The organism is Pseudomonas sp. Irchel s3f19 (assembly GCF_900187555.1).
Lineage (GTDB): Bacteria > Pseudomonadota > Gammaproteobacteria > Pseudomonadales > Pseudomonadaceae > Aquipseudomonas > Aquipseudomonas capeferrum.
The window spans coordinates 138,728-165,369 of the sequence record NZ_FYDW01000002.1 but is presented as its reverse complement, the minus strand read 5'-3'; the positions used below and the strand labels follow the sequence as shown (position 1 = coordinate 165,369).

Here is a 26,642-nt window from a genome sequence, read left to right as displayed (position 1 = left end):
GGCAGATAGGAGTACCTAACAAAAAAAGCCTTAGTTTTACGTCAAGGTGATCAATCATCCCCAAAGACCTCGAAGACTAATTCGCCGAACTCCTCACCCGCTTCCATACCACCGATGCTGCCGGCCAAAGCGCCTCCACCCGTGATCACTATTCCGCATGCTACGGCGTAGGGTCCGAATCTCCAGCAAACCTTCGCAGAGATTCTGCCCGCAAATTTTCCTCCCAACCAGCCACCCGTTAAGCCACCGGAGAAATTACCTGCCTCAGTAACGCTGACTTTTTTACAGGCATTTGTATTGCCCTCTTTGCATACCTCAGAAATTTTCAAAGCAGATCCGCCACCGCCAATAGCAATGCCAATATGTCCTCCGGCCTTTAAATATTTAGCCATCTTGGCAAGCTTGTCCAAATGTGTCGAGTAACCAGGTATGTGTGTCGGTCCTCCCGCTTTACTCCAGTGGTGCACCAAGCTTCTCGACGAGATCCCCAAGTCCCGGCGCAGACTTTGATAGTTTCCGAGATTGAGGCGTTTGTTCAGAACGGTGGCTTTCAAGTTCGTACTCAATTGCGTGAACAGCTTTTGACGCTCCGCAAAAAACTCAGGGTGCCTAAGATGCCCATGTTTGATGAATTGATTTTTATGCAGGTCTTCTATTTTTCGCAATATGTCGCTGAGCTCATCCAGCGACTTGCCAACCATCGCCTCGCTAACCCCCATCGCCAGGCTCACATCGCTGAGCAGCCCGGCAATTTCGGCCTGATGACGCATCATGAATTCGGCTTCCTCCGGCGTCAGATCTGCCAACGCTTCCCGTGCCTGTTTCGCCGCACTCATCGCATGCAGCTCTTCACGGGTGCAGACCGGGCGCCTCTGGCCGTCGCCAATGACAAGCGACTACTTATCGGGTTACTCGTTGGGGCCTGGGGCTGTGCATCATGGACGGTCGTAGGTGCGGGCGCTCTGCGCGGGGCCGGCCCATTGTGTGCACGCGCAACCAGACGATTGCTGCCTAGAGGGCAGCCGCACTGGACCAGTGCGCCATCCACGGCGGTCGGTATCCCGTCCTGCTTCCATCGGCTTTCGCCTTCAACGATGGTCCCCTCGTTACCGCAGAGTGGGCAGGGCGTTGTTTTGTCGCCCACCAGCAGCCAGCCTCTCCCGTGTACACGCCCACGTGCCTGGCCGGCGATACAGAGGGCACCTGTGGTGGTCTGGTCACCGTCGAGCCCCTGGCCTTTGCCAAGGATGTTAATACGCTGGCTCATGGTTCGTTTCTTCCTGAAAGGGTGGAAGCCCGAACCTAGCACTCTGGAAACAGCCCTTTTCACTGGAAGAATGGTTTAGGAAACTTCTTACGCGAAATGCAGATTTGGATGTCGTCCAGTAATCACCGCCGTAGCCAATTGCTATCCCGATTAGTCATTTTTGTCACTTTGACTGACCCTTAGGGAGTGCTTCACTGGTCCTTTCAAGCATGCCCGGCTCCAGGAGCTCCCGATGAACCTGCACCAGTACGCTGAAACCCACGAAGTCACCAACCAGGCGCCGTCGCTTGATGGCGCCAACCTGTACCGCCTCGACCTGCCATTGCAGGAATGGTCGCGGCGCTTTGGCGCCGGCTGGGCCGAGTCGCGGGTCGATGCCTACGGTGCCTTGGCCGGCGGCCCGCTGATGCGCGCGGGCTTCCTGGCCAACGCGCACAAGCCGGAGTTCAGCAGCCACGACCGCTATGGCCATCGTATCGACCTGGTCGAGTTTCACCCGGCCTATCACGAACTGATGCGCACCGCGGTCGAACATGGCCTGCCCTCATTGCCCTGGGCCGAGCCGCGCCCCGGTGCCCATGTGGCGCGGGCTTCGATGACCTACCTGCACACCCAGGCCGAAGCCGGTACCGGCTGCCCGCTGACGATGACGTTTGCCGCGGTGCCGGCGCTCAGGCTGCAGCATGAGCTGGCCGAGTACTGGCTGCCCAAAGTCCTGGCGCGTGAATACGACCCGCGCAATGTCGGGGATCGGCACAAGGCGGGGGTCACCCTTGGCATGGCCATGACCGAGAAACAGGGCGGCACCGATGTGCGGGCCAACACCACGCGCGCTTATCCTGTGGGTGCGCCTGGGCCGGGCCAGGCCTATGAACTGGTCGGCCACAAATGGTTTTGCTCGGCGCCCATGTGCGACGCCTTCCTGACCCTGGCCCAGACCGAAAAAGGCCTGAGTTGCTTCCTGTTGCCACGCCATCGCCCGGATGACAACCGCAACCAGTTCTATATCCAGCGGTTGAAAAACAAGCTGGGCAACAGCTCCAATGCCTCCAGCGAAGTGGAGTTTCGTGGCGCCCTGGCGTGGATGGTCGGCGAAGAAGGGCGCGGGGTACCGACCATCATCGAAATGGTCGCCATGACCCGTTTCGACTGCATGGTCGGCTCCAGTGCCTTGATGCGCCAGGCCTTGACCCAGGCGGCCCATCATTGCGCGTATCGCAAGGTCGGCGGCCGGGTGCTGAACGAGCAGCCACTGATGCAGAACGTGCTGGCCGACCTGGCGCTGGAAAGCGAGGCGGCGCTGGCCCTGAGCCTGCGCATGGGGCAGGCGCTGGAACAGCTCGATGACCCGCAGCAGGCGCATTTTGCCCGGCTGGTCACGGCGGTGGGCAAGTACTGGATCTGCAAGCGTGCGCCGGCCATGATCAATGAAGCCGCCGAATGCCTGGGCGGCGCCGGGTATGTCGAAGACAGCATCCTGCCACGGTTGTACCGTGAGGCGCCGGTCAACTCGACCTGGGAAGGCTCGGGCAATGTGCAGTGCCTGGATGTGCTGCGGGCCTTGTCCAAGGAACCCGGGGTGCTCGATGCGCTGTTCGCAGAACTGGGGGACGGCCATGGCGACCCTCGGCTGGCCGCGCACATCGGCAACCTCAAGGGGGCGTTCGCCGACACCGCCGACATCCAGTATCGCGCCCGTCAGTTGACCGAGGACATTGCCCTGGCACTGCAGGCCAAACTGCTGCTGGAAGCGGGCAATGCGGTGGTCAGCGATGCCTTCATCGGTAGCCGCCTGGCCGGTGGCGGCCGGGCCTATGGGGCGTTGCCGCGGGGTGTGGATGTGCACGCGCTGGTGGCCAGGGCTACGCCAGCCTGGCAACACTGATCAATGGGGGTGTATTTACCCTCGAAGGCAGGCAAGATGGTCCACATGCATGTCCAGACAGGAAGCACAGTGTGAGCCACGCTTTTGTAGTCGTTGATACCCCAGAACAGGCCGTCGACCGTCTGGCGGCCCTGCATGCTCAGGCCACCGGTGCCCTCAGCCAGGCCCTCAAGCAATACCTCAAGGACCGAACCGAACCAGACGCCGAGGAACGCGGGCTGTTCCGTTACCCGGCGCTGCGCCTGACCTACTACAGCCAAGGTGAAGTCGCGGCCACCACGCGTGCTTACGCCAAGGTGCAGGTAGCCGGTACCTATAGCGTCACCGTCACCCAGCCGGCCGCCTTCCGCGGCTATTTGCTGGAGCAGTTGCGCCCCCTCATGCACGACTACACCGTGACGGTTGAAGTCGGCGTCAGCGAGCAGAACATCCCTTACCCCTACGTGGTCGACCAGGGCGACGAACTGGCCGGCAGCGGTATCACCGCGGCGCAGCTGGCGCGGGTGTTCCCCAGCACCGACCTGTCGGCAGCCACCGACAATATCGCCGATGGCCTGTACGACTGGGACAGCACCGAAACCCTGCCGTTGGCCTTGTTCGATGCCGCGCGCGTGGACTTCTCGCTGCGCCGGCTGGTGCATTACACCGGCAGCGACTGGCGCCACGTGCAGCCGTGGATCTTGCTGACCAACTACCACCGTTATGTCGACCAGTTCATCAGCCATGGCCTGGAGCAGTTGCGTGAAGACCCGCGCTTCGTGCGCATGGTGTTGCCGGGCAATGTGGTGATCGAAAAGGGCATGGACCATGGCGAGACCCAGGCCCTGGTGGCCAGCGTGGTCTGGCACCGTTACCAGATGCCGGCCTATCACCTGATTGCGGGCGACGGCGACGGGGTCACCCTGGTCAACATCGGCGTCGGCCCTTCCAATGCCAAGAACATCACCGACCACCTGGCCGTGCTGCGCCCGCACTGCTGGCTGATGATCGGCCACTGCGGCGGCCTGCGCCAGTCGCAGACCATCGGTGACTATGTGCTAGCGCACGCCTATATGCGGCGCGACGGTATCCTCGACCGCGTGGTGCCGCCGAACATTCCCATCCCGGCCCTGGCCGAGGTGCAACTGGCCTTGCAGGAGGCGGCTGCACAGGTGACCGGTGAGCGTGGCGAAGAGCTGAAGAAACGCCTGCGCACCGGCACCGTGCTGACCTACGACGACCGTAACTGGGAACTGCGCTGGGCCCAGGAGCGGCCATTGATCAACCTGTCACGTGCGGTGGCCGTGGACATGGAGAGTGGCACCATTGCCGCCCAGGGCTACCGGCTGCGTGTGCCGTACGGCACCTTGCTGTGTGTGTCCGACAAACCTCTGCACAGTGAGATCAAGCTGCCGGGGTCGGCCAACGCGTTTTACAACCGCGCGGTCAGCCAGCACTTGAAGATCGGCATCGCCGCACTGGATCTGCTGCGTACCGAGCTCAATTCGCTGCACTCGCGTAAACTGCGTAGCTTCGATGAGCCGCCGTTCCGCTGAGGATCCATGCCCCTGCCACCCCGTTCCAAGCCGCGCCGCCCCCAGGCGCGGCCTGCCGACCAGCGTCGCCAGCCCAAGGCGCCGCCGGCCGAGCCACGCCTGATCCTGTTCAACAAGCCGTTCGACGTGCTGACCCAGTTCAGTGATGGCCAAGGGCGCGCGACCCTCAAGGACTTCATCGACATCCCCGGAGTGTACCCGGCCGGGCGGCTGGACCGTGACAGCGAAGGCTTGCTGCTGCTGACCAACGATGGTGGCCTGCAGGCGCGCATCGCCGACCCCAAGCACAAACTGGCCAAGACCTATTGGGTGCAGGTGGAAGGCGAGGCGAGCGACGAGCAACTGCAACGCCTGCGCGAAGGCGTTGAACTCAATGATGGGCCGACCTTGCCGGCTGAAGCACGGCGCCTGGATGAGCCCGAGCTGTGGCCACGCAACCCGCCGGTGCGCTTTCGCAAGAGCGTGCCGACCAGTTGGTTGGAGCTGGTGATTCGCGAGGGGCGTAACCGCCAGGTGCGGCGGATGACGGCGGCGGTAGGGTTACCGACATTGCGCCTGGTGCGGGTGCGCATTGGTGACTGGGCGCTGGATGGGCTGGAGCAGGGGTGCTGGCGGGAAGTTGCAGCGAAGCTGTCGAGGTAGGTGCAGGGGGCCGCTTTGCGGCCCATTCGCTACGCAAGGTAAAGCGTCGCGCGCCTACACGCCTTCCAGGAATGCCACCACCACGCTCTTGATGATGAAGGCCAGCACCCCCAGACCCAGCACGAAGAACAGGATCATCGTGCCAAACCGCCCGGCCTTGGACTTTTTCGCCAGGTCCCAGACGATGAAACCCATGAAACCGATCAACACGGTGACCAGGATGATCATCATCCATTCTTCGAATACGGCGGGATCCATCTGTGTTCTCCAGGCAGTCTGAGCGCTCGATCATACGCCGGGCGCCCGGGTATTCAACGCAGGTGCGTCAAGGGCAGTTCAGTGCTGGCCAGCACTTGGTTGAGCACGAAGCTCGAACGCACGCTGGTGACGCCTTCGATGCGGGTCAGGCTGCCGAGCAGCAATTTCTGGTAGTGGTCCATGTCCGGCACCACCACCTTGAGCTGGTAGTCGGCATCCATACCGGTGACCAGGCTGCATTCGAGCACCTGCGGCAAGTTGCGGATGGCGGCCTCGAAAGTTTCGAAGCGCTCCGGGGTGTGGCGGTCCATGCCGATCAGCACATAGGCGGTCAGGCTCAGGCCGAGCTTCTTGCGGTCGAGCAGGGCAACCTGACGCGAGATGTAGCCGTCGTCCTCCAGCTGCTTGACCCGACGCGAGCACGGCGAAGGCGACAAGCCGATGCGCTCGGCCAGCTCTTGGTTGGAAATGCGCGCATCGCGCTGCAATTCGGCAAGGATGCTCAGGTCGTAGCGGTCAAGTTTGCTCATGGAATATGCCTTTTCTGTTCCGATTGCGGTGAATTATCAATCCGCGATGAAAAATTGCGCAAGTGCTATTTATCTGAGCAATCTTCGCAATCATCTGTCACCACCTGTTCGGTATCTTTATCAACAGAATCACTGCCCGGACAACAGTCCACGGCGACGCGCCCTAGGCGGGCGGTCGCGGCCAGCCATCCAACAGGATCCGCCAGGCCCCCGGGCTACGCACCGTTCAGAAGACGGCGTGAGGTGAGCCGGCGCCACAAGTGCCGAGCACGGACGACAATTCCCAAAGGGAGGCCCCACGGCCTCCCTTTTTTCATGTCCGCGATTTTAAGTTACCGCTGTGGTCGGCGCGGTAGACTGGCAGCGGCTGCAGTCATTTTTTACCGAGAGGAACACCATGAAGTCGCGCATCTGGCAGTTGGCAGGTGTTGGTTTGGTTGCGTTGAGCATCAGTCTGGGCGCCTTGGCCCAAGGCCCGGATGAGGCGCACGGTGGGCATGGCGGCGACCCCAATGGCGCCCCTGCGGGCCGCTCCCCGCTCAACTCGCGCGACGAAGTGCGCCAGACGCAGCCGCCGCGCGAGGGCTATTACCAGGACATCCCTCGGCGCAATGGCGATAACCGTCACTGGCAGGCCGGTGGGCCTGGGCAGCGGCCGGGCGGTGACTGGCAGGGGCGCCCGGACGGGCATGGCAATGGCTGGGGGCCGGGGCCGCAGTATCGGCCAGGGCAAAGCATCGACCGCTTCCCTGACCGCTACTGGAAGGTGCCCTACCGCGGGCAGGACTACTTCTACTCGGGCGGCTACTGGTACCGGCCGCATGGCGGCAGTTACATCGTCGTGGCGCCGCCCTATGGGGTAAGGGTGGAATACTTGCCGTCGTATGCCCGCGAGGTATGGTTGGGCGGGGCGTTGTTCTTCCTGGTTGCCGATACCTATTACCAGTACCTGGCGGACAGCCGCGAGTACGTGGTGGTCAACCCGCCGGGGGTGGCGCCGGCGCCTGTGCCGGCTGGCAACGGTTACGACGTGGTGGCCTATCCGATGAATGGCCAGGGGCAGGAGCAGCAGGAGCAGGACCGCTACCAATGCCATCGTTGGGCGGTGAGCCAGTCTGGTTTTGATCCGGCCACGGCGGTTTATGCGCCACCGGGCAATGTCACAGACACCTACCGGCGTGCGCTGGGGGCCTGTTTCAGTGGGCGTGGTTACAGCATCAACTGAAGCTGACGCGCCTACACCGGGTCCGCGTGCACCATCACATCCGCCTGTGGATAACGCTGGCGGATCACCTTCGATGCCTCCACGCACAAGCCGTGCGCCTCATGCAGCGCCAGCTCCCCAGGCAACTCCAGGTGCAACTGCACGAACCACTGGTTGCCCGATACCCGCGTGCGCAGGTCATGCACCCCTTTCACCTCGGGGATGGCCAGCACCAGGGCGGCCATCTGCTCGCCAACCTCGCCGGGCAGCGCCTTGTCCATCAGGATGGCGGTGCTTTCCCGCGCGATTTGCAGGGCGCTCCAGAGAATGTAGAAGGCAATGCCCAGCCCGAACAGGGCGTCCAGTTGCGACCAGCCAAACTGCGTCAGCAACAGGGCAAGCAAGATGCTGCCATTGAGCAGCAGGTCGGAGCGGTAGTGCAGTGAGTCGGCGCGCACCGCCGTAGAGCCGGTCAGGCGAATGACCTTGTGCTGCAACGCCAGCAGGGCAATGGTCAGCACCAGCGAAAGCAGCATCACCGCGATGCCGACCGTGGTGTCGCCCAACGGTTGTGGCGTTTGCAGGCGTTCGACCGCCTGCACCCCGATCAACACCGCGCTGACCCCGATAAACAGCGCCTGCGCCATGCCGGCCAGGGCCTCGGCCTTGCCGTGGCCGAACCGGTGGTCGTCATCGGCCGGGCGCAAGGCGTAATGCACGGCGAGCAGATTGAGAAACGAGGCCACGGCGTCCAGTGCCGAATCGGTCAGCCCGGCCAGCAAGCTGACCGAGCCGCTCAGCCACCAGGCCAGTGCCTTGCTCAGCACCAGGATGCTGGCCACCGCCAGTGAGGCGCGGGTGGCCAGGCGCAGCAGGCGCTGGTGTTCAGCCGGGGTGATCATGCTGTGGGCGATGTCCTTGTGTGGTTCAGGCAGCCGGTACCCGCTGGTAGGCCGCCAGTTGCTCGACGCTGCCACGCTGCTGGATCAGGCGCGGGTCGTTCAGCGGCAGGCGCTGGCCCAGCTCGCTTTCGAGGATGGCCTGCAGCTTGAGGTTGTCGACCTTGCCATCGGGGCTTACCGCTTCGCGCAGTTTTTCCGGGGCGACCTGGGCGGTGCGGCCGCCGGGGTAGTAGATGGCGCCGGTGGCGAAGTCGATGCCGAAGGCGATCAGCCCGGGGATCACGTAGAACAGGATGCCGATGGCGTCCATGGCGGCTACCACGGGGTCGATCTTGCCGTCGATCTGCCCGCGACGGTCTGGGTAGAACAGCGTGCCGCAGGCCGTCAGCTGGGTCAGCAAGGTGACGATGAGGGCGCCGCCGATGACACGGGATGGGATACGCATGTAAATCTCCGAAAAGGTATTCAGCAGGGGCAAGCGAAGCGCCAGCACCTGAAGCTAAGACCATGATAGAGCAGGCTGGGTTCGCCGTTATACTCGCCCGACTGTTCGAGGACCACCATGATTTCATTACCGATCGATACCGTGTTGCCCGCCTTGCGCCAGGCATTGGAAAACCGCGACGAAGCCGTGCTCGAAGCGCCGCCCGGCGCCGGCAAGACCACCCGCGTGCCGCTGGCGTTGCTGGACGCGCCATGGCTGGCCGGGCAGACCATCGTGATGCTCGAACCGCGCCGCCTGGCGGCTCGCGCGGCCGCCGAAAGGCTGGCCAGCGAGCTGGGGGAAAAGGTCGGGGAAACCGTCGGCTACCGCATCCGCCTGGACAGCAAGGTCGGGCCCCAGACCCGTATCGAAGTGGTCACCGAGGGTATCCTCACCCGCCGGCTGCAGGCCGACCCAGGGCTGGAGGGCGTGGGGTTGCTGATCTTCGATGAATTTCACGAACGCAGCCTGGACGCCGACCTGGCGCTGGCGCTGAGCCTCAATGGCCGCGAGTTGCTGCGTGACGAGCCGCTGAAGATCTTGCTGATGTCGGCGACCCTGGAAGGCGAGCGCCTGTCGCGGCTACTCGACGACGCGCCGGTGGTCAGCAGTGAAGGGCGCATGCACCCGGTGGATATCCGCTGGGGGCGGCCCTACCAGCCTGGTGAATTCGTCGAGCCACGGGTCGTCGAGTGTGTCCTGCAGGCCCTGGCGGAGCAGCCAGGCAGCGTACTGGTGTTTCTGCCTGGCCAGGCGGAGATTCGCCGGGTGCATCAGCACCTTCAGGAAGCATTGGCTGACCGCCCGGGTATCCTGCTGTGCCCGCTGCATGGCGAACTCGACCTGAACGCGCAGCGCGCGGCCATCGACCCCGCGCCCAGCGGTATGCGCAAGGTGGTGCTGGCCACCAACATCGCGGAAACCAGCCTGACCATCGACGGCGTGCGCGTGGTGGTGGACGCAGGCCTGGCGCGAGTGCCGCGCTTCGACCCCGGCAGCGGCATGACGCGGCTCGATACCCAGCGCATCTCCCGCGCCAGTGCCACCCAACGCGCCGGCCGTGCCGGGCGCCTGGAACCGGGGGTGTGCTTCCGGCTGTGGTCCGAGGCCCAGCATGACCAGCAGGCCGCCCATGGCAGCGCAGAAATACTCCAGGCCGACCTTGCGGGGCTGGCCTTGCAACTGGCCCGCTGGGGCGTCACCCCCGATCAGTTGCGCTGGCTGGACCAGCCGCCAGCGGCGGCGTTCTCCCAGGCCCAGGACCTGCTGGCACGGCTCAACGCGTTCAAGGCCGGCAGCCGCGACAACTTGAGCGAGCACGGCCAGGCGATGGCCGAATTGCCGGCCCATCCGCGCATCGCTCACTTGCTGCTGCGCGGCCAGGACCTGGGGCTGGCCACCATGGCCTGTGATGTTGCGGCCTTGCTGGGCGAGCGTGATATCCAGCGTGGCGGCGGTGCCGACCTGCACAGCCGGCTGGCGCTGGTCAGTGGTGAAAGCAAAGCATCCCGAGGCGGGCAGGGCGGTGTGCAGCGTGCGCGGCAGCTGGCCCGCCAGTACCGTGGGCTGCTGCGCGGCAAGGTGGGTGCGGGCGTCGCCGACCCCGACCATCCACGCTGGTTGGGCGCGTTGCTGGCGCTGGCCTACCCCGACCGGGTCGCCCAGCAGCGACGCGAAGGCGGCGCCGAGTACCGCCTGGCCAATGGCCGCGCGGCATTGTTCGCCGAGGTCGATGCCTTGATGAAGTGCCCGTGGCTGGTGATTGCCGACCTGGGCAGCCGTCAGGGCCAGCGTGAGGAACGCATCTACCTGGCCGCCGAGTTCGACCCGGCGCTGCTCGACGGTGTGCTGGCCGAGCAGGTCGAGCGTGTCGACCTGCTCGACTGGGACGAGCGCGAACAGGTGCTGCGTGCCGAACGCCAGACCAAGGTCGGCGAGCTGGTGCTCAGCCGCGAACCGTTGCCTGGCCTGGACGATGAAGCCCGCGCCAAGGCGCTGCTCGGCCTGGTACGGCGCAAAGGCCTGAACCTGCTGACCTGGACGCCAGAGTTGCGCCAGTGGCAGGCGCGGGTGGCCTTGCTGCGCCAGCTGGACCTGGAGAAGAACGGGCAGAGCGAGTGGCCTGATCTGGGCGACGAAGCGCTGCTGGCCAGCCTGGAAGATTGGCTGCAACCCTACCTGGGCAAGGTCTCGCGCTTGAGCCATTTTGCCGCGCTGGACCTGTCGTCGATCCTGCGCAACCTGCTGCCATGGCCGTTGCCGCAGCGTCTGGATGAGTGGGCGCCGGCGCATCTGGCCGTGCCGTCTGGCTCGAACATCCGCCTGGACTACAGTGAATACCCGCCCATTCTCGCCGTGCGTTTGCAGGAGCTGTTCGGCCTGGCAGATACCCCACGCATTGCCCAGGGGCGTCAGCAGGTCAAGCTGCACCTGCTGTCACCGGCACGCCGGCCGGTGCAGGTGACCCAGGACCTGGCCAACTTCTGGCGCACGACCTATGCCGAGGTGAAGAAGGACCTCAAGGGCCGCTACCCCAAGCACTACTGGCCGGATGACCCGCTGGTTGCTGAAGCCACGGCGCGGGCCAAGCCTCGGGGTACCTGATGGGTTTCAGGCGGAATTACTCGGTGCCTGCACAGGGCGTCCGTTGCAAACCCGCGTGAGGAGGAAGATGGTTTCTTTGCCCTCCAAGACTCGCAGGTAAGAAAAGAAAGGATCGGCCACGGTCTGGTCGTGGTCGAGCCGCACCGTATGCCCTTGATGATCACGCCAACGGCATATCAAGCTGTCGTCGCTCCAGTACAGGGGTTCGAACTTGAAGGGGGCGGACACGCTGGCGTACTGGTATAGCCCAAGGTAGCCGTTGCGGCTGACCCCCATCTTCTTCTCGTGGTCCGCTCCGCTGCCGGTGATCATGAAATGCAGGCGATCGGGTTCTTTCGAGTGAAACAGAAAACGAAACACGCTGGCAGGCTTCTGATGGCCTGCAATCAGCCAATCACTTTGGCCGCTGATCACCTGCTGATCAGCGTCTTTGAACAGGCTGAGGTAGACGGATTTGGGCTTCTCGCGCGGAAGGCTTTCGAGAGTGGTTGCCGGATCGAGGGCCTGCAGAGTGCCGAGGAATATCTCGGCACTTTCTGCCCAATGGCTATCGCTTGCTGCCCAACGGCAATCGGCTGTGGAAGTGATCATGGCGGCTCCGTGTCTTAAGGTCGCGAGCCGCCACGTTCACTGATACGGGACCATGCTGGCAGCGTGCAGGTCTTCCACGGCGCACGCCTTGTGCAAGGTCACGGGCGTCAGGCGCCGCTATCCGCCTCCAGCAACGTGAACAGGCGGTACAGCACCACAGTACTGAACAGCTGCAAGAAGCCGCTCAGGCTGTCCATGGCCAGTTCCATGCCGGGGGCTGGCTCCGGGAAGGCCATCAGCAACAGCCCGTCGATCAGCCAGATCGGCGCCAGCACGCCCAGCACGCAGATCATGATGCGCATGAAGTGGCCGGTGGTCATCCGCGCGCTTTCGCGCATCGCCTGCACCACCGGCAGGCCACGCAGCACCAGCAGGTATTCGGCGAACACCAGGTTGATCATGATCCACACGCCCGGGAAGATGAACAGCGCCAGGCCCGCCATGATCAGCAGTGAGCTGATCAGAATCAGCAGGGCCAGTTGCGGCCACAGTTGCAGGGCGCGGGCGAACAGGTCGCGCTTGGCGATGTCCTGGCCGTTGCTGCGGGTGTCGAGATAAAGGATCAGCGCCGCGCTGTACAACGGGTAGAACAGCAGGCTGACCAGCATGCCGTAAGCCGGCGACGCCTGGTCGCCCAACTGCCGGTACAGCAGCTGGGTGATCAAGGCTTCAAGCACCACCAGCGGCAGGCACAGCTGGAGAATGTTTGGCAGGTGGCGGCGGAAGAAGTACAGGGAGTCGCGCAGAACGCTCAGCGGATTCATCGGTCAACATCGCATGGCAGTAAAAGCAGGGGCCTAACTTTAGCCCAAAGCGGGCGCGCAGCTGTCACTTGCTGAAAAAAGTTTCACCGCCGTGGTGATTGAATCCCATGCCTGCACCCCCCATCTTTGACGCTGTCCGTTGTCCCGCTTCCCCACGAGGTCGCCTCATGAACACTGAAGAACAAACCCTGATCGATAGCCTGTTCGGCCGCATCAAGCAAGCTGAAGACCCAAGCCAGCCCCGCGATGCCCAGGCCCAGGCGTGCATCGAGGAACACCTGCGTCAGCAGCCGGCGGCGCCGTATTACATGGCCCAGGCGATCCTGGTTCAGGAAGCTGCGCTCAAGCGCCTGGACGAGCAGAACAAGCAACTCGAAGCGGAGCTCAAGCAGGCCCGCGCCCAAGCCGAAGCCAGCCGTGCGGGTAGCAACGCCCCGAGCAACAGCGGCGGTGGTTTTCTGTCGAGCATCTTTGGTTCGGGCGGGCGCAGTGCGCCACCGGCGGTGCAACCGCAGCGGCCTTCGGCGCCTGTTTCTGCCGGCGGTGGCTGGCGTGAACCGTCTGCGCCGGGCTTTAACCAGCAGCCTGCGCAGCAACAGCAGCAAGGCTTCGGCGCAGCCCCGGCGCGGGGTGGCGCCAGCAGCTTCCTGGGTGGCGCGATGCAGACTGCTGCCGGTGTGGCAGGCGGGGTGTTGCTGGCGCAAGGTATCAGCAGCCTGTTCAACCACAACTCACAGCCCGAGGAAGTGGCCGAGGTGATCAAGGAAGAACCGACCCCTGCCAGCGACAGCGGTGGCTGGAATGACCAAGGGGGGCAGCAGCAAGTGGCCGACAACGGCGGCTGGGGCAATGACCAGGGCGGTTACGCCGATACCGATTATGGCAGTGATGATGGGGGCTTCTTCTCCGACGACGATTCCTACGTCTGACGGGTCTGGCATACTGCTGGCATTTTGGGGCTGCAGGGCAGCCCCGAATTCCATCAGATGAAGGGGTTCCAGGTGAAAAAGATCGCGTTGTTCGCCGACGTGCAGAACCTCTACTACACCGTGCGCCAGGCGCACGGTTGTCATTTCAACTACGCCGCGCTGTGGGCCGAGGTCAGCCGTGAAGGGCAGATCGTCGAGGCCGTGGCCTATGCCATCGACCGCGGTGACAGCAAGCAGCAGCAGTTTCAGCAAATTTTGCGCAACCTGGGTTTCGAGGTACGCCTGAAACCGTTCATCCAGCGCAGCGATGGCTCGGCCAAAGGTGACTGGGATGTGGGCATCACCCTGGATGTGATCGATGCGGCCAGCCGCGTGGACCAGGTGGTGCTGGCCTCGGGTGATGGTGACTTCGACCTGTTGCTGGAGCGGGTCATCCAGCGTCACGGTGCTGAAGCGGTGGTGTATGGCGTGCCTGGGCTTACTGCGATGTCACTGATCCGCGCTGCGAGCCGGTATGTGCCTATTGAGGGGCGGTTGTTGTTGCGTCATTGAGGGGTTCGCCATTACATCTTCAGCGCCCATAAGATCGAGCGCCGCCCGCGCGGCGCTTCGCGGGGCAAGCCCGCTCCCACATCTATTTCGGGCCAATGAAAACCAGTACCAGCGCGCGACCGCCTTGTTTGTCGACTCGATATTGAGGCGGGCACTAAAAGGGCGCGCGCCAATGCATCAGGCATCACTGGCCCGAAATAGATGTGGGAGCGGGCTTGCCCCGCGAAGCGCCGCGCGGGCGGCGCTCGATCTCACAGGCGCTGAAAACCTACCGTCAAACTCGCTCCCCCCACCAAGTGTGCCGCTCATTTATTCTGGTTTTGTAACTTATTAATGCTCGGTGGCCTTTCTAAACTAAGCCACCCGTAAACGGATTTTGAGTAACCTTGCCATGCCTGCCTCCCGTCGCTTCCCGCTGCTGCTTATCGGCGCCTTTATGGCCCTGTATCTGGTCTGGGGGTCCACTTATCTGTTCATTCGCATTGGCGTCGAGTCCTGGCCACCGATGCTCATGGCGGGGGTGCGCTTTCTGATCGCCGGGGGCTTGCTGTACGGCTTCCTGCGCTGGCGGGGTGTGCCGGCGCCGACCTGGCCGCAATGGCGGGCGGCGGGGGCAATCGGCTTTCTGCTGCTCAGCTGCGGCAATGGCGGTGTGACCGTGGCCGAGCACGCCGGTGTCGCCTCAGGCGTGGCGGCGCTGGCGGTGGCGACGGTGCCGCTGTTCACCCTGGTGTTCGGCTTGCTGTTCGGTCACCGTAATTCGCGGCTCGAGTGGGCGGGCATCGGCCTTGGGCTGGTCGGTATCGGCCTGCTCAACCTCGGCTCCAACTTGCAGGCAAGCCCGGTTGGCGCAGCACTGATTCTGTTTGCGGCGGCGTCGTGGGCATTCGGTTCGGTGTGGAGCAAGAGCTTGCCGTTGCCCCAGGGGCCTATGGCCAGTGCCGCCGAAATGCTGGTGGGCGGGGTAGTGTTGCTGCTGGGCAGCGTGGTGTCGGGCGAGCGCATGACCCAGATGCCGACCGCCGCCGGTTGGGGCGCGCTGGCCTACCTGGTGTTCTTCGGCTCGATCCTCGCGTTCAGTGCCTACATGTACCTGCTCAAGCATGTACGCCCGGCAGCCGCGACCAGCTATGCCTACGTCAACCCGGCGGTGGCGGTGCTGTTGGGTATCGTCTTCGCCGGTGAGCAGATCGGCGCCGAAGAATGCGTGGCCATGGCAGTCATCATTGGCGCAGTGGTGCTGATTGGCCTGCCGCAGTGGCGCAAGGCACCACAACCTGCGCAACCGCTGAAGGGCGAAATCTGCAAGTAAGCGGGGGTGTTGCGGTAAACTTGCCGCCTTCGCTGAACCCCCTGACGGTATTGCCATGAATTTCGCCAAACTCGGCCTGATCGAACCCTTGCTGCGTACCCTGCAGCAGCTGGACTACACCACCCCGACCCCGGTCCAGGCCCAGGCCATCCCTGCCGTGCTGGCCGGCCGCGACCTGATGGCCGCAGCCCAGACCGGCACCGGCAAGACCGCAGGCTTCGCCCTGCCGGTGCTGCAGCGCCTGGCGCTGGAAGGTGAGAAGGTTGCCAGCAACTCGATCCGCGCGCTGGTGCTGGTACCCACCCGCGAGCTGGCCGAGCAGGTGCACAACAACGTGCGCGAATATGCCGAGAACCTGCCGCTGAGCACCTATGCGGTGTACGGCGGCGTCAGTATCAACCCGCAGATGATGCGCCTGCGCCGTGGCGTCGACCTGCTGGTGGCAACCCCAGGTCGCTTGCTCGACCTGTTCCGCCAGAACGCCGTGAAGTTCAACCAGGTGCAGACCCTGGTGCTTGACGAAGCCGACCGCATGCTCGACCTGGGCTTTGCCGAAGAGCTGCAGTCGGTGTACGCCGCGCTGCCGCGCAAGCGCCAGACGTTGCTGTTTTCCGCGACCTTCTCGGACCAGATCCGGGTGCTCGCCGGCCTGGCCCTGAACGACCCGCTGAGCATCGAAGTCAGCCCGCGCAACGCCGCCGCCTCCACCGTCAAGCAGTGGCTGGTGCCTGTGGACAAGAAGCGCAAGGCCGACCTGTTCTGCCACTTGCTGCGCAAGCAGCGCTGGAGCCAGGTGCTGGTGTTCGCCAAGACCCGCAACGGTGTCGACCAGTTGGTAGAGCGCTTGCTCAGCGAAGGTATCAACGCCGATGGCATCCATGGCGACCGCCCGCAAGCGACGCGCCAGCGTGCCCTGGATACCTTCAAGGCGCGTGAGATCCAGGTATTGGTGGCAACCGATGTGGCCGCACGCGGGCTGGACATCGACGATCTGCCGCTGGTGGTCAACCTCGACCTGCCGATTGTCGCCGAGGATTACGTGCACCGTATCGGCCGCACGGGGCGTGCTGGCAACAAAGGTGAGGCGATTTCGCTGGTGTGTGCCGACGAAGTGCAGATGTTGGCGTCGATCGAGACGCTGATTCGCCAGACTTTGCCGCGGCACGAAGAGCCGGACTTCATCCCTGAGCACCGGGTGCCGATGACCGATGCCAGTGGGCAGGTGATCAAGAAGCCGAAGAAGGCCAAGAAGCCGAAAGAGAACAGCGCCAAGCGTGGCCTGGGGCGCTGGATGGACAGTGCCGAGGCGGCTAGCCCGGCGCCAGCTGTTAAAGCGGTGCGTAAGGTGCCTAGCTTCAATGGCGGACCGCGTAAGCGTAAGCCTTGAGCTAGCGGCGGCTCTGTGGGCGCGGGCTTGCCCCGCGAACACCGGCGAAGCCGGTGCCAGGCACTACGTGCCTCTATTCGTGGAACAAGCCCGCCACCCAATCCGCCGCTGCCCGCCCGGCCCGCAACCCACTGGCAAAGCACGCCGTCAGCAGATAACCCCCCGTCGGCGCCTCCCAGTCCAGCATCTCGCCGGCACAGAACACCCCCGGCAGCGCCTTGACCATCAACCCCGCATCCAGCCCCTCGAAGCGCACCCCACCGGCACTGCTGATCGCTTCATCCAGCGGCCTGGCGCGCACCAAGGTAATCGGCAACGCCTTGATCGCCCGAGCCAGCGCTTGCGGATCGGCGAAGGTCGCCTGGTCCGTCAACTCCCGCAACAAGCCTGCCTTGACCCTGTCGATACCCAGCTGGCTGTGCAGGTGCTTGGCCATCGAGCGTGAACCACGCGGCCTGGCCAACGCTTCAGCAATTTTATCCACAGGCCGGTCTGGCAACAGATCCAGCAGCAGCACCCCGCGGCCCTCGCGGTTGATGGCCTCGCGCACTAGCGCCGACCAGGCGTACACCAGGCTGCCTTCGACCCCTTGCGCAGTGAGAATGAACTCGCCCTTGCGCGGCAGGCTGCCCGGCACGCTGAGGGCAATGTTCTTCAGCGGTGCGCCGGCAAACTTGTCCTTGAGCAAGGTGCTCCAGCCTTCGACTTCAAACCCACAGTTGCTCGGCTGCAAGGGCGAGATATCCACAGCCCGCTCAGCCAGCAGTGGTTGCCACGCACCGTCTGAACCCAGGCGCGCCCAACTGCCCCCACCCAGCGCAAGCACCACGGCTGCCGCTTTCACCCGTCGTTCACCCTGTGGATAAGCGATCCGCAGGCTGCCATCGTCATGCCAGCCCAGCCAGCGATGGCGGGTGTGGATAACTACGCCGCTGTCGCGCAGGCGCTTGAGCCAGGCGCGCAGCAGCGGGGCGGCTTTCATGTCGCGAGGGAATACCCTGCCCGAGGTGCCGACGAAGGTTTCGATACCCAGGCCGTGAATCCACTGGCGCAGGGCTTGGGCATCGAAGCTGCGCAGCAGGGCGTCGATCTCGCCCTGGCGTTCGGCGTAGCGCGCGACGAAAGCGGGGTAGGGCTCGGAATGGGTGATGTTCATGCCGCCGACACCGGCCAGCAGGAACTTGCGGCCTACCGAGGGCATGGCATCGAACACCTCGACCGCCAAGCCCGCCTGGGCCAGCGCTTCGGCGGCCATCAGGCCGGCGGGGCCGCCACCGATGACGGCGACAAGGGGAGGGGATGAAGGGCGTAGATCGGGCATGGGCGGCGGCAGGCTGTGGAAAAGAGTGCGCATTCTAGCGCAGCCGGCCCTGCGGAAGCACTGGTCAAAAAATGATCAGATCTTTGCAGGGCACGCAGGCAAAGGGCTGCAGCAGCTTTCGCGCAGCTTATCCACAGGCGGTTCCACAGTCATTGTGAACAACTGATGACCTTCGCCGCGCTGTGATGGAGGATGCCATGGCGCCGCGCCAAGGCTGCGCGGTCCTTGCTGTAGCCACCGCCGATCACCCCCACCACCGGGATATCGCGGCCCAGGCAATGGCGCATGACCCTTTCGTCGCGGGCCGCCAGGCCTTCGTCGGTCAGTTGCAGGTAGCCCAGGGCGTCGTCCTTGTGCACATCCACGCCGGCGTCGTACAGCACCAGGTCGGGTTGGTACAGCGGCAGCAGGTAGTTGAGGGCATCGTCCACGACCTTGAGGTAGGCGGCGTCGCCCATGCCGCGGGGCAGGGGGATGTCCCAGTCGCTCTGCGCCTTGCGGGCCGGGAAGTTCTGTTCACAGTGCAGGGACACGGTGATCGCGTCGGGTGTGTCCTGGAGGATGCGCGCGGTGCCGTCGCCCTGGTGCACGTCGCAGTCGAAGATCAGCACCCGGTGCACCCGCCCGGCCTCCAGCAGGTAGCGGCTGATCACGGCCAGGTCGTTGAAGATGCAGAAGCCGGCGGGGTGATCGTAATGGGCGTGGTGGGTGCCGCCGGCCAGGTGGCAGGCGATGCCGTGCTCTAGGGCCAATTCGGCGCACAGCAGCGAGCCGCCCACGGCGCGCACGGTGCGCCGGGCCAGCGCCTCGCTCCAGGGCAGGCCGAGGCGGCGCTGGTCCTCGCGGGACAGGTCGCCGTTCATGTAGCGCTCGATGTAACCGCGGTCGTGGGCCAGGGCCAGGATGTCGTTGGGGCAGATCTGCGGGCGCAACAGGTCCTGGTCGCGGGTCAGGCCGCTGTCGACCAGGTGGTCGCGCAGCAGGCGAAACTTGTCCATCGGGAAGCGGTGGTCGGCGGGGAACGCCGGGCTGTAGTCATCGTGGTAGATCAGCGGCAACGGCATGGTGGGTTCGCATTCGGGGCCAGTGTTGATCTTGCCAGTTCTTGGGCGGTTGGTGCTATTGCCCGTGGGAGCGGGCTTGCCCCGCGAAGCGCCGCGCGGGCGGCGCTCGATCTCACTGGGTTAAACCTTCGCCCGCGCCTACGCTGTAAACTGCAAGACAGCAAAACCGGAGCACACCCCATGACCCCCATCCCCCAACTGGAAAGCGCACGGCTGGTGCTGCGCCAATGGCATGACGACGACCTGCGCGAGTTCGCCGCGCTGTGCGCCGACCCTCAGGTGATGCGCTACTTCCCGGCGCCGCTGACGCGCCTGGAGGCGGCTGCGCTGATCGGGCGTATCCGTGGCCACTTCAATGAGTACGGGTTCGGCCTGTGGGCGCTGGAGCGCAAGGACAGCGGCGCGTTCATCGGCATGACCGGGCTGTTGCACGTCAGCTTCGATGCCGACTTTGCGCCTGCAGTGGAAATCGGCTGGCGCCTGGCGCGGCGCCACTGGGGCCTGGGCTTTGCCAGCGAGGCCGCCTGGACGTGCCTGCGTTGTGCCTTTGCCCAATTGCGCCTGGATGAGGTGGTGTCGTTCACTAGCGAGAGCAACTTGCCCTCGCAAAAGGTCATGCAGGCCGTTGGCATGCTGCAAGACCCGAGCGGCAGTTTCGAACACCCGCGCCTGCCGGCCGGCCACCCGTTGCGCCCGCATGTGCTGTACCGCATCGACCGTGCACACTGGGAGCAGACCCTGCGTGGCTGAATGGATGGCCATGCGCGGTGCGAATGACAAACCCTGTATCATTTGCCTTCATGAAAGTGCTGTAGAGCCGTGATGCCTTGCTAGGAGAACCCCCGATGAGTCATGTGTTGGACGACCTGGTCGACCTGTTGAGCCTCGAGTCCATCGAGGAGAACCTGTTCCGTGGACGCAGCCAGGACCTGGGCTTCCGCCAGCTGTACGGCGGGCAGGTGCTGGGCCAGTCATTGTCGGCGGCCAGCCAGACGGTCGAGGACGCGCGCCACGTACATTCGTTGCACGGCTACTTCCTGCGCCCTGGCGATGCCAGCTTGCCGGTGGTCTATTCGGTAGACCGGGTACGTGACGGTGGCAGCTTCAGCACCCGGCGGGTGACCGCGATTCAGAAGGGCCACACTATCTTCACCTGCAGCGCGTCGTTCCAGTACGACGAAGAGGGCTTTGAGCACCAGGCGCAGATGCCGGATGTGGTCGGCCCGGAAAACCTGCCCAGCGAAGTCGAACTGGCCAGTGCCATGGCCGAGCACCTGCCCGAACGCATCCGCGACAAGGTGTTGTGCGCCAAGCCGATCGAAATCCGCCCGGTCACAGAACGCGACCCGTTCAACCCCAAGCCGGGTGACCCGGTGAAGTACGCCTGGTTCCGTGCCGACGGCAACCTGCCGGACGTGCCAGCGCTGCACAAGTACCTGCTGGCCTATGCCTCTGACTTCGGCCTGCTGACCACCGCGCTGCTGCCCCATGGCAAATCGGTGTGGCAGCGCGACATGCAGATCGCCAGCCTCGATCATTCGCTGTGGTTCCATGGCAACCTGCGTGCAGACGAGTGGTTGCTGTACGCCACCGACAGCCCTTGGGCCGGCAATGCCCGCGGCTTCTGCCGGGGCAGTATCTTCAACCAGGCCGGGCAGCTGGTGGCATCGTCGTGCCAGGAAGGCCTCATTCGTCATCGCAAGGACTGGGCATGAACCTGAGCGAAGTGCGTAACTGGGTGTTCGACATGGACGGCACCCTGACCGTGGCGGTGCACGATTTTGCGGCAATCCGCGAAGCGCTGGAGATCCCGTCCGAGCACGACATCCTGACCCACCTGGCGGCGTTGCCGGCGGCGCAAGCGGCGGCCAAGCACGCCTGGCTGCTGGAGCATGAACGCGACCTGGCGCTGGCCTCGACGGCAGCGACGGGCGCGGTGGAGCTGGTGCGCGAGCTGGCCGAGCGCGGCTGTCGGCTGGCGATCCTGACCCGCAATGCCCGCGAGCTTGCGCATGTCACACTAGAGGCCATCGGCCTGGCTGACTGCTTCGCGGTGGAGCATATTCTTGGCCGTGACGAGGCCGCGCCCAAGCCTAGCCCGGACGGCCTTTTGAAAATTGCCGGGGCATGGGGCGTGGCGCCCCGCGAGCTGGTAATGGTCGGTGACTACCGCTTCGACCTGGATTGCGGGCGCGCGGCCGGGGCACGGACCATACTGGTCAACCTGCCGGACAACCCGTGGCCGCAATTGACCGATTGGCATGCGGCGGATTGCCGGGCGTTGCGGGTGATGCTCGGCTGATCGTTGGTGTTGGCAAGCTGCCTGCGCGGGCTATGCTGAACCGAAATTTTTCCCTTGATGGAGACCCAGCCATGAGCAGCAAGGCCATCTACGTCCAACCTGGCGGCGGCTACGCCAACGTCCAGGTCGGCACCTGCGAGGCGCTTGCGCCACAGGCCGGCGAAATCACCGTGCGTTTGCACGCCAGTTCCCTCAACTACCACGACTTCGCCGTGGTCAGCGGCATGTGGGGGCCGAGCGAGCGGCGCATCCCCATGGCCGACGGTGCCGGTGAAGTGACGGCGGTGGGGGCCGGCGTCAGCGAATTCCAGGTGGGTGACAATGTTGTCAGCACCTTCTTCCCCGACTGGCTCGACGGCCAGGCCAATGTCGAAGGGTTTGCCCGGGTGCCCGGTGATGGCCTGGATGGCTACGCCCGTGCGCAGGTCACCGCGCGTGCCACGTCCTTCACCCTGGCGCCCAAGGGTTACAGCCACGCCGAAGCGGCCACGCTGACCACCGCAGGCCTTACCGCCTGGCGTGCCTTGATGAGCGACGACCACCTCAAGCCCGGCGATACCGTGCTGGTGCAGGGCACGGGCGGGGTGTCGATATTCGCCTTGCAGTTCGCCAAGCTGGCGGGTGCGACGGTGATCGCCACGTCGTCCAGCGATGCCAAGCTCGAGCGCCTCAAGGCCCTGGGCGCCGACCACCTGATCAACTACAAGAGCACCCCGGCCTGGGGCGAGAAGGTGCGTGAGCTTACCGGCAATCGCGGTGTCGACCATGTGATCGAAGTCGGCGGCCCGGCGACCCTGGAGCAATCGATGATTGCCGCGCGTATCGGCGGGCATGTGTCGTTGATCGGTATCCTTACCGGGGTGGCAGGGCAGTTGCCGCTGGTGCAGGCGCTGGTGCGGCAGATCCGCTTGCAGGGCGTGCTGGTCGGCAGCCGGGCTCAGCAGCAGGCAATGGTGCGGGCGATCGATGCCAATGGCTTGCGGCCGGTGGTGGACAAACACTTCGAGCTGGAGCAGATCGTCGATGCCTTCCGCTACCAGGAGAGCAACAAGCATTTCGGCAAGATCTGCCTGACCTGGTAGTTGCTGCGCCGACAAGGCGTTTGTAACGAGCGACCTACAACCCGATACATTCCCGCACATGGGTAGCACCAGGCGGCTGGCTAGAATGCCCCGCTTCTGATGCGACTGATTCTCTTGAAGAGGATGCCCCCCATGTGCGTACTTCCCCGCCTCTGGCAGCGCTTGCTGCCTTTTCTGTTGTCGATGGCGTTCATCCAGACCGCCAGTGCCGTGCAAGCCACCGATGTGCTGGGGCGCAAGGTCGAGCTCGACCATGCGCCCCAGCGCATCGTGCTCGGCGAGGGCCGGTTGTTCTTCGCCCTGGCACTGCTCGACCGCGACAACCCCTTCCAACGCGTGGTGGGTTGGCAGAACGACATGCGCCTGCTCGACCCCCACACCTATGCGGTGTATGCGCAAAAGTACCCGCATATCACCCAGTTGCCGCTGATCGGCCAGGCCACCGAGCAAAGCGTCAGCGCTGAACAGATTCTCGCGCTCAAGCCCGACCTGGCGATCTTCAGCATTGCCGGCGAGGGCCCGACCCAGCACAGCCCGGTGGCAGACCTGCTGGCCAAAGCCGGCGTACCGGTGCTGTTCATCGACTTTCGTGTACACCCCATCCGCAATACCCGGGTCAGCATGCAAGCGCTGGGCACGCTGCTCGGTCGCGAGGCCAGGGCCCAGCAATACCTGAGCCTGTATGACCGCCACCTGAAGCGGGTGACCGAGGGCGTGGCCGGCCTGCCGGACAACGCGCGGCCCAAGGTCTTCCTCGAACTGTTGGCCGGGGTCTGGCAGGCGCCTGGGCACACCACCGGCAAGAGCGGCCTGGGCAGCGTGGTCGAGGCCGTGGGCGGGCATAATATTGGTGCCGATGTGGTGCCGGGCGCGCTCGGCGATGTGAGCGTCGAATACGTGCTGCAGGCCGACCCTGATGTGTATATCGCCACCGGCAACCGCGCACCCGGCGTGCTGCTGGGGGCTGGGGTGTCGCTCGATACCGCGCGCCAGAGCCTGGCCAAGATCACCGCACGGCCGGAATTCGCGCCACTGCGGCCAATCCAGGCGGGCCAGGCGCATGGCCTGTGGCATGACTTCTACAATTCGCCGTTCAACATCCTCGCCATCGAAGCCATGGCCCGCTGGGTACACCCCGAGCGCTTCGAGGGCCTCGACCCGCAGGCGACCCTGGCCGAGATCAACCAACTGCTCAAGGTCGGCCTGGACGGCCAGTACTGGGTCGACGCCAAGTGACTGCACTGGCTCAGGATGGCGCCGCACTGGCCGCCTGGCACTATCGCCGGCTGCTGTGGCGGCGCGGGTTGCTGGTAGCGGGGCTGGCGCTGTTGCTGCTGGTGACGGTGCTGGGCGACCTGGCCAGTGGCGCCTCGGGCATGAGCCTGGGGCGTTTGCTGCAGGGCATTTTCGAGCCGACCACGCTCAGTGCCACCGAGCGGGTGATCATCTGGAACGTGCGCCTGCCGTACGCGTTGATGGCGGTACTGGTGGGGGCGGCGCTGTCGCTGGCCGGTGCCGAGATGCAGGCGATCCTCGACAACCCGCTGGCCAGCCCCTTCACCCTGGGGGTGTCGTCGTCTGCTGCGCTGGGCGCTTCGCTGGCGATTGCCTACCCGCTCGGGGTTGCCTGGCTGGCGCCGAGCGCCCAGGTGACAGTGATGGCGTTTGCCTTCGCCTGCCTGTCGGTGGTGCTGCTGCAGATGATGTCGCGCCTGCGCGGTGCCGGTGTGCAGAGCCTGGTGCTGTTTGGCATCGCCTTGGTGTTCAGTTGCAACGCGCTGGTGTCGCTGCTGCAATTGCTGGCCACCGAAGACGTGCTGCAGCAACTGGTGTTCTGGACCTTGGGCAGCCTGGCGCGGGCCGACTGGCACAAGCTTGGCCTGCTGGCTCTGGTGCTGGCGGTGCTGCTGCCGTTTTCGCTGCGCGCCGCGCCAGCGATGACCTTGCTGCGTATGGGCGAGGACCGCGCGCGCAGCTTTGGTGTGGACACCCGGCGCCTGCGCCTGGCCTCGTTGCTGCGCATCAGCCTGTTGTCGGCCACTGCGGTGGCGTTTGTCGGCACCATTGGCTTCGTCGGCCTGGTCGGGCCGCACATCGCGCGTTTGCTGGTGGGTGAGGACCAGCGGTTTCTGTTTCCGGCCAGTGCGCTGGTGGGCGCACTGATGCTGTCGTTGTCGTCGCTCGCCAGCAAGTTGCTGCTCCCTGGCGTGATCGTGCCGGTGGGCATCGTCACGGCCTTGGTGGGTGTGCCGGTGTTCGTGGTGCTGGTGTTTCGACGGGGGAGAAGCCTGTGAGCCTGTCGATCGATCATCTTTGCGTTGCCTACGGCGCACGGCAGATTCTGCATGGGGTGACGCTGCCTGCGTTGCCGGCGGGTAGCCTGGTGGCGCTGGTCGGCCCCAACGGCGCGGGCAAGTCCACACTGCTGCGGGCCTTGGCCGGGCTGGAGCGAATGCAGGGCACACTGCGCCTGGATGGCCAGGATGTGACGCGGCTGGGCTTTGCCGAGCGCGCCCGGCGTCTGGCCTACATGCCGCAACAGCTGCCGCCGGGGCTTGCCTTGGGCGTGCTGGAAAGCATCGTTGCGGCGTTGCGTGTCGGCGGCAGTGACGACCTCCTCAGCCATGCCTTTGAGGCGTTGCGGCAGTTGGGCATCGAGGGCCTGGCCGAGCGCTCGCTCGACAGCCTGTCGGGTGGCCAGCGGCAGTTGGTGGCGCTGGCGCAGTTGCTGGCGCGCAATCCGCAGGTACTGCTGCTGGATGAGCCGACCAGTGCGCTGGACCTGCACTACCAGTTGCGGGTGATGGGCGCGGTGCGTGAGCGGGTAGTGGCGCATCGGCTGCTGGCGGTGGCGGTGCTGCATGACATCAACCTGGCGGCCAGCCAGGCCGATTGCCTGGTGGTGTTGCGCGAGGGCAGGGTGGTCGCCTGTGGGGCGCCTGCGGATGTGCTGAAACCGGCGATGCTGGCCGAGGTGTATGGGGTCGAGGCGAGGGTCGAGCAGTGCTCGCAGGGGCGCTTGCAGGTGTTGGTGGATCGGGCGCTGGCCTGACGCCCGGCCTGCGGTTTGTAGGAGCGGCCTTGCGTCGCGAAAGGGGTGCGCAGCAGCCCCAGGTTCTATGTCACAGCAGAGATTGCCGGGGGCGCTGCGCACCCCTTTCGCGACGCAAGGCCGCTCCTACAAAGGCCCGCAAGGTGGTTTCCACAAGGTCAATCGGGCAGCAATCTGTCGCGGCTGTTGGACAGGTGCAGGCACATCGCCGCCCGCGCGGCATCCGGGTCCTGGCGGCGGATGGCATTGAGAATCGCCTCATGCTCCAGGTTGGCCAGGTACGCATGCCGGGCCAACCTGGCCCCGGCACGTTCGGCCAGGGCCATGCGGTTACGTGGGATCAGGCCGCTGCCAAGCTGCACCATCATTTCGCTGAAATACAGGTTGCCGGTGGCCTCGGCGATCAACAGGTGGAAGCGCCGGTCAGCCTCGATGCAACTGTCGCCGGCGGCCGCCAGGTCTTGATAGTCGTCCAGCGCCTGGCGCATGCGTGCCACGTGCCCGTCGTTGCGACGCACCGCGGCGAGGGCGGCGGCCTGGCCTTCGAGGCCGATGCGCAGCTCCAGCAGGTCGCGCACGCTGGCGGCGTTTTCTGCGCCAACGCGCAGGCCTGCCTGGGGCTGGCGCTCGATCACGAATGTACCGATACCGTGGCGGGGCTCCACCAGCCCTGAGGCCTGCAACTTCGACAAGGCTTCGCGCACCACAGTGCGGCTGACCCCATGCTCGCGCACCAGGGTGTTTTCCGAGGGCAACTTGTCGCCGGGTTTGAACGTGCCCAGCAAAATCTGCTGGGTCAGGCTGGAAACCAGGTCGTGGGCGCGGCTGTGGCCGCGAACACGGGTGGGTGCTGTGTCCATGGTGGGCTCGGTGTTATCGGTTGGCTTGTACGACAAGTTAATTCATAAAAATAATTTCTGCTGGTTTTTAGTCTGCTGAAGCCAGCGCTGTGCGCAGTTGTTTTTGAAAGATCGC

The 26,642-nt window shown here is 64.7% G+C and carries 25 protein-coding genes and 1 pseudogene; 16 read left to right on the top strand and 10 right to left on the bottom strand.

Going from position 1 to position 26,642, the window contains the following annotated elements; genetic code table 11:
• Positions 1 to 50: 50 nt before the first annotated feature.
• A pseudogene (locus tag CKW22_RS04670) lies at positions 51 to 1,267 on the bottom strand (PAAR domain-containing protein).
• A gap of 232 nt (positions 1,268 to 1,499) precedes the next feature.
• Between CKW22_RS04670 and CKW22_RS04665 the strand changes: the two are divergent.
• From CKW22_RS04665 to CKW22_RS04655, 3 genes are all read left to right on the top strand, one after another.
• Positions 1,500 to 3,152, top strand: coding sequence for an acyl-CoA dehydrogenase family protein (locus CKW22_RS04665; RefSeq protein ID WP_095063856.1), 1,653 nt, complete (start codon positions 1,500 to 1,502; stop codon positions 3,150 to 3,152).
• 71 nt (positions 3,153 to 3,223) lie between these two features.
• Complete coding sequence (amn, locus tag CKW22_RS04660) at positions 3,224 to 4,687, top strand: AMP nucleosidase (RefSeq protein ID WP_033701693.1); 1,464 nt, start codon at positions 3,224 to 3,226, stop codon at positions 4,685 to 4,687.
• Positions 4,688 to 4,693: 6 nt separating this feature from the next.
• Complete coding sequence (locus CKW22_RS04655) at positions 4,694 to 5,329, top strand: pseudouridine synthase (protein WP_095063855.1); 636 nt, start codon at positions 4,694 to 4,696, stop codon at positions 5,327 to 5,329.
• A 54-nt stretch (positions 5,330 to 5,383) separates the two neighbouring features.
• Here CKW22_RS04655 and CKW22_RS04650 read toward each other — a convergent pair whose 3' ends face one another.
• On the bottom strand, positions 5,384 to 5,587 hold the full coding sequence (locus tag CKW22_RS04650; protein WP_033701689.1) for a DUF2788 domain-containing protein: 204 nt from the start codon (positions 5,585 to 5,587) through the stop codon (positions 5,384 to 5,386).
• Positions 5,588 to 5,640: 53 nt separating this feature from the next.
• Positions 5,641 to 6,117 (bottom strand): Lrp/AsnC family transcriptional regulator, encoded by a 477-nt coding sequence (locus CKW22_RS04645; RefSeq protein WP_003249795.1) that lies wholly within the window; start codon positions 6,115 to 6,117, stop codon positions 5,641 to 5,643.
• Positions 6,118 to 6,514: 397 nt separating this feature from the next.
• Here CKW22_RS04645 and CKW22_RS04640 point away from each other — a divergent pair, with 397 nt between their 5' ends.
• Positions 6,515 to 7,342 carry a DUF6515 family protein gene (locus CKW22_RS04640; RefSeq protein WP_095063854.1) on the top strand — a complete coding sequence of 276 codons (828 nt, stop codon included), beginning with the start codon at positions 6,515 to 6,517 and terminating at the stop codon, positions 7,340 to 7,342.
• Between the two features lie 11 nt (positions 7,343 to 7,353).
• Here the strand turns inward: CKW22_RS04640 and CKW22_RS04635 are convergent, their stop codons facing one another.
• Both CKW22_RS04635 and CKW22_RS04630 read right to left on the bottom strand, forming a co-directional pair.
• Positions 7,354 to 8,223 carry a cation diffusion facilitator family transporter gene (locus tag CKW22_RS04635; RefSeq protein WP_095063853.1) on the bottom strand — a complete coding sequence of 290 codons (870 nt, stop codon included), beginning with the start codon at positions 8,221 to 8,223 and terminating at the stop codon, positions 7,354 to 7,356.
• 25 nt (positions 8,224 to 8,248) lie between these two features.
• Positions 8,249 to 8,668 (bottom strand): hypothetical protein, encoded by a 420-nt coding sequence (locus CKW22_RS04630; RefSeq protein ID WP_047582423.1) that lies wholly within the window; start codon positions 8,666 to 8,668, stop codon positions 8,249 to 8,251.
• 117 nt (positions 8,669 to 8,785) lie between these two features.
• Here CKW22_RS04630 and hrpB point away from each other — a divergent pair, with 117 nt between their 5' ends.
• Positions 8,786 to 11,311, top strand: coding sequence for an ATP-dependent helicase HrpB (gene hrpB / locus CKW22_RS04625; RefSeq protein WP_095063852.1), 2,526 nt, complete (start codon positions 8,786 to 8,788; stop codon positions 11,309 to 11,311).
• Positions 11,312 to 11,317: 6 nt separating this feature from the next.
• On the opposite strand, the gene CKW22_RS04620 is transcribed toward hrpB, so the two are convergent.
• Positions 11,318 to 11,902: a hypothetical protein gene (locus CKW22_RS04620; protein ID WP_095063851.1), complete on the bottom strand. Its 585-nt coding sequence runs from the start codon at positions 11,900 to 11,902 to the stop codon at positions 11,318 to 11,320.
• Positions 11,903 to 12,009: 107 nt separating this feature from the next.
• On the bottom strand, positions 12,010 to 12,666 hold the full coding sequence (locus tag CKW22_RS04615) for a YciC family protein (protein WP_033701684.1): 657 nt from the start codon (positions 12,664 to 12,666) through the stop codon (positions 12,010 to 12,012).
• A gap of 167 nt (positions 12,667 to 12,833) precedes the next feature.
• Between CKW22_RS04615 and CKW22_RS04610 the strand changes: the two genes are divergently transcribed.
• The 4 genes from CKW22_RS04610 (at position 12,834) to CKW22_RS04595 (ending at position 16,846) form a co-directional block, all read left to right on the top strand.
• Positions 12,834 to 13,595 carry a DUF2076 domain-containing protein gene (locus tag CKW22_RS04610; RefSeq protein ID WP_033701683.1) on the top strand — a complete coding sequence of 254 codons (762 nt, stop codon included), beginning with the start codon at positions 12,834 to 12,836 and terminating at the stop codon, positions 13,593 to 13,595.
• Positions 13,596 to 13,652: 57 nt separating this feature from the next.
• Entirely contained in the window at positions 13,653 to 14,147 is a 495-nt protein-coding gene (locus tag CKW22_RS04605) for an NYN domain-containing protein (RefSeq protein WP_156311438.1), read from the top strand.
• A gap of 391 nt (positions 14,148 to 14,538) precedes the next feature.
• A complete protein-coding gene (gene yedA / locus CKW22_RS04600) occupies positions 14,539 to 15,459 on the top strand; it encodes a drug/metabolite exporter YedA (RefSeq protein ID WP_033701682.1) in 921 nt (306 codons plus the stop codon).
• Between the two features lie 55 nt (positions 15,460 to 15,514).
• Entirely contained in the window at positions 15,515 to 16,846 is a 1,332-nt protein-coding gene (locus tag CKW22_RS04595) for a DEAD/DEAH box helicase (RefSeq protein ID WP_033701681.1), read from the top strand.
• 73 nt (positions 16,847 to 16,919) lie between these two features.
• Here the strand turns inward: CKW22_RS04595 and CKW22_RS04590 are convergent, their stop codons facing one another.
• Both CKW22_RS04590 and CKW22_RS04585 read right to left on the bottom strand, forming a co-directional pair.
• Complete coding sequence (locus tag CKW22_RS04590) at positions 16,920 to 18,167, bottom strand: TIGR03862 family flavoprotein (RefSeq protein ID WP_095063850.1); 1,248 nt, start codon at positions 18,165 to 18,167, stop codon at positions 16,920 to 16,922.
• Positions 18,168 to 18,316: 149 nt separating this feature from the next.
• The gene (locus tag CKW22_RS04585) at positions 18,317 to 19,231 is read right to left on the bottom strand and encodes a histone deacetylase (protein WP_033701679.1); all 915 of its coding nucleotides are present in this window, start codon (positions 19,229 to 19,231) and stop codon (positions 18,317 to 18,319) included.
• 180 nt (positions 19,232 to 19,411) lie between these two features.
• On the opposite strand from CKW22_RS04585, the gene CKW22_RS04580 reads away from it, so the two are divergent.
• The 7 genes from CKW22_RS04580 to CKW22_RS04550 all read left to right on the top strand — a co-directional run bounded on the left by CKW22_RS04580 (position 19,412) and on the right by CKW22_RS04550 (position 25,667).
• A complete protein-coding gene (locus CKW22_RS04580) occupies positions 19,412 to 19,981 on the top strand; it encodes a GNAT family N-acetyltransferase (RefSeq protein WP_033701678.1) in 570 nt (189 codons plus the stop codon).
• Positions 19,982 to 20,076: 95 nt separating this feature from the next.
• Positions 20,077 to 20,946, top strand: coding sequence for an acyl-CoA thioesterase II (gene tesB, locus CKW22_RS04575; protein WP_033701677.1), 870 nt, complete (start codon positions 20,077 to 20,079; stop codon positions 20,944 to 20,946).
• Positions 20,943 to 21,533, top strand: a complete 591-nt coding sequence (locus tag CKW22_RS04570) for an HAD family hydrolase (RefSeq protein WP_095063849.1) — start codon at positions 20,943 to 20,945, stop codon at positions 21,531 to 21,533. Before tesB ends, CKW22_RS04570 begins: the two co-directional genes overlap by 4 nt.
• A 71-nt stretch (positions 21,534 to 21,604) precedes the next feature.
• Positions 21,605 to 22,615, top strand: a complete 1,011-nt coding sequence (locus tag CKW22_RS04565) for an NAD(P)-dependent alcohol dehydrogenase (protein WP_033701674.1) — start codon at positions 21,605 to 21,607, stop codon at positions 22,613 to 22,615.
• Between the two features lie 132 nt (positions 22,616 to 22,747).
• Positions 22,748 to 23,851: an ABC transporter substrate-binding protein gene (locus CKW22_RS04560; RefSeq protein ID WP_095063848.1), complete on the top strand. Its 1,104-nt coding sequence runs from the start codon at positions 22,748 to 22,750 to the stop codon at positions 23,849 to 23,851.
• The gene (locus CKW22_RS04555) at positions 23,848 to 24,909 is read left to right on the top strand and encodes an iron ABC transporter permease (protein ID WP_033701672.1); all 1,062 of its coding nucleotides are present in this window, start codon (positions 23,848 to 23,850) and stop codon (positions 24,907 to 24,909) included. The genes CKW22_RS04560 and CKW22_RS04555 overlap by 4 nt, the downstream gene beginning before the upstream one ends.
• The gene (locus CKW22_RS04550) at positions 24,906 to 25,667 is read left to right on the top strand and encodes an ABC transporter ATP-binding protein (protein ID WP_033701670.1); all 762 of its coding nucleotides are present in this window, start codon (positions 24,906 to 24,908) and stop codon (positions 25,665 to 25,667) included. Before CKW22_RS04555 ends, CKW22_RS04550 begins: the two co-directional genes overlap by 4 nt.
• A gap of 158 nt (positions 25,668 to 25,825) precedes the next feature.
• On the opposite strand, the gene CKW22_RS04545 is transcribed toward CKW22_RS04550, so the two are convergent.
• The gene (locus CKW22_RS04545; protein WP_047583927.1) at positions 25,826 to 26,527 is read right to left on the bottom strand and encodes a FadR/GntR family transcriptional regulator; all 702 of its coding nucleotides are present in this window, start codon (positions 26,525 to 26,527) and stop codon (positions 25,826 to 25,828) included.
• Between the last annotated feature and the right edge of the window lie 115 nt (positions 26,528 to 26,642).